This window comes from Hansschlegelia zhihuaiae (assembly GCF_004103825.1).
GTDB classification, from domain to species: domain Bacteria; phylum Pseudomonadota; class Alphaproteobacteria; order Rhizobiales; family Methylopilaceae; genus Methylopila; species Methylopila zhihuaiae.
In genome coordinates this window covers 154334-156881 of the sequence record NZ_RYFI01000009.1, presented here as the reverse complement: position 1 = coordinate 156881, position 2548 = coordinate 154334, and the positions used below count along the sequence as shown (strand labels likewise).

At 71.1% G+C, this 2548-nt stretch carries 4 protein-coding genes; 2 read left to right on the top strand and 2 right to left on the bottom strand.

Annotation, left to right across the window (positions count from 1 at the left end; translation table 11 throughout):
* Nucleotides 1–79, bottom strand: a 79-nt coding sequence (locus EK403_RS23115) for a hypothetical protein (protein WP_245479648.1), incomplete at its 3' end; no start/stop codon positions are given.
* A 199-nt stretch (nt 80–278) separates the two neighbouring features.
* On the opposite strand from EK403_RS23115, the gene EK403_RS11130 reads away from it, so the two are divergent.
* A complete protein-coding gene (locus tag EK403_RS11130) occupies nt 279–1223 on the top strand; it encodes a TraB/GumN family protein (protein ID WP_245479640.1) in 945 nt (314 codons plus the stop codon).
* A 128-nt stretch (nt 1224–1351) separates the two neighbouring features.
* Here EK403_RS11130 and EK403_RS11125 read toward each other — a convergent pair whose 3' ends face one another.
* Nucleotides 1352–1873, bottom strand: coding sequence for a L,D-transpeptidase (locus EK403_RS11125; protein ID WP_128777560.1), 522 nt, complete (start codon nt 1871–1873; stop codon nt 1352–1354).
* Between the two features lie 222 nt (nt 1874–2095).
* Here EK403_RS11125 and EK403_RS11120 point away from each other — a divergent pair.
* Nucleotides 2096–2548 (top strand): thermonuclease family protein (locus EK403_RS11120; RefSeq protein ID WP_245479639.1); only part of this gene is annotated, 453 nt, incomplete at its 3' end.

Genomic DNA, 2548 nt, shown 5'->3' with positions numbered 1-2548 from the left:
CCCCCCCCCCCCCCCCCCCGCCGATCTCGCGCAGCACGATGTGGCGGGCGTAGCGTTCGACTTCTTCGCGGGCGAGCATGGGACGCTTCTACTGCAAAAGCGCCGCCGGGGCGAAGCCGATTTGGCGGCTGTTCCTGCGGTCGGCTTAACCGTTTGGTCTCTCGGGGGCGGCAATGTCCGGGTCGGACAGTTCCGTGGAGCGCTGCGTCGTGATCCGTCTTCGTCCAGCATGGGCGGCACTCGTCGCTCTCCTCGCCATCGCATCGCCGGCCGCCGCCGTGCCGGCCGATTCCGCGCCGCCGTGCCGCGGCGAGGATCTGGTCGCGAAGGCGGAGGCCGAGGAGCCGCAGGCCTTCGCGGCCTTCGAGGAGACGGCGCGCAAGGTTCCGAACGCCGAGGGCCTGCTGTGGCGGATCACGGCCAGGGGCGCCAAGCCCTCCTACCTGTTCGGAACGATGCACGCGACCGAGGACGATCTCGTGGCGCTCAGCGAGCCGCTGCGCGCGGCCCTCGGGGAGGCCGGCACGGTCGCGGTGGAACTCGCCGACGCGCAGGGCGCGGCCGCGCAGCGCGACATGATCGCCTTCGTGACCAAGAACGGCGTGGATTTTTCGGGCAAGGGCCTCGAGGGCCTGAGCGACGAGCAGGTCGCGAGCGTCAAGCGGCGGCTCGGCGAGGCCGGGCTTCCGCAATCGATCGCCCCGATGCTGAAGCCGTGGTTCCTGGCCCTTACCCTGCAGGTCTCGGGCTGCCAGCTGAAGCAGATGTCCGCCGGGCGGCCGACCGTGGACGAGGCGATCGAGAAGGCGGGACGCGCCGCCGGCGCCACGATCGTCGGGCTCGAGACCGTCGCGGAGCAGCTCGAGGCGGTGTCCAGGATCTCCGAGGAGACGGCCCGCAGAATGGTCCGCGACGCCGTCGCGGACGACAAGTCGAGCGACGACCTGCAGGCCACGACGCTTGCGCTCTACAGGGCGCGCAAGGTCGGCTGGTTCCTGGCGATGGACCGCGAGACCTTCGGCGACGCGCTCGACGTCTCGGCCTATGCGGACTTCATGGAAGGCGTCGTCGATCGCCGCAATCGGCTGATGCTCGAGCGCTCCGAGGCGCTGATCGACAAGGGCGGCGTGCTGATCGCGGTCGGCGCGCTGCACCTGCCCGGCGAGAAGGGGCTGGTCGAGCTGCTGCGCAAGGCCGGGTACACGGTCGAGAAGGTCTGGTGAAGGGACCGGCGTGAACGGCGAGAGCTGTTCTTCCGCTGGGTCAAGCAGACGCTCAAGACAGGAGCTTAACCGTGAGCCCGACAGCCATCGCTCAGGCCGGGCGATGACGATCCGGCCCCCGGCGCGCCCTACGGCGTCACGACGACCTCGGCGCCGAGGCCCACCCTCTCATACAGGTCGAGGATGTCGGCGTTCATCATCCGGATACAGCCATAGGACGCGAAAGTCCCGATCGAGCCCGGCCGGTTGGTGCCGTGGATCGCGATCTCGTCGCGGTCGAGCATGATGGCGCGCGGGCCCATCGGGTTCCGGGGGCTGCCGCCGGGGATGACGGAGGGCAGGCCGGGCTTGTCGCGCCGCACGTCGGCGGGCGGCGACCAGGCGGGGTTGACGTATTTGCCCTTCACATAGGCCGTGCCGAACCAGTGCTTGCCGCGCCGCCCGACCGCGACGCGGTAGCGATAGGCGCGGTTTTCGCCGGCGAGGAAATAGAGCGCGCGCTCGCGGTCGCGGATCACGATCGTGCCGGGCCGGAAGCCCTCCGCCGTGAACGGGACCGTCTTGCGGGCCTCGGCCGCGCCGGGGGCCGCGAGCGTCGCGGCCGCGAGCGCGACGGCCGCCGCGGGCCCGAACCATGTCCAGCAGGTCATTCCACGCATCCTCACGCGCCGGCCCTCAGGCTGAGGGGTAGGGCGGCCGCGCGCGAGTGACAAGCGCGCAATCCGTCTCGCAAGGCCGAGCGCCCGTGGCGACCGCGCCTGCTCGTCTTGCCATATCTGAATTTATTCCTTGAAATAGTCAGATTCTGCCCATGTAATGGGATCATGGTCCGATTCTCGTTGCGTTGCCCCATTGTTTCGCGCCTTGTCGACATGCTCGCCGGCGCCGTGCTGGGGGCGTCGCTGGCCGCCGGCTTCGCGGTTTTCCATCCCGAGCCAGCCCCGCACACCGCGGCCGCCCCTGCTCCGGCCTTCTCGCGCAGCTTCGAGGCGCGCGCCCTCGGCGTGCTGGACGGCGACACTTTCGAGGCGCGGGTCGCGGCCTTTCCCGGCCATGAGGTCGTGACGCGGGTCAGGATCGCGGGCCTCGACGCGCCCGAGCGGCGCGGGCGCTGCGACGGCGAGACCCAGGCCGCCTCCGCCGCGACGGAGGCGCTGAGACGGCTGATCGACGGTCGCCGGCTGACCCTCGCCGAGGTGCGGGGCGACAAATATTTCGGGCGCGTCGTGGCGCGGGTCTCGACATCGGACGCCGGCGACGTCGCGGCCGCGCTCGTCGCCCAGGGCCACGGCCGCGCCTATGCGGGCGGCCGACGCGCCGGCTGG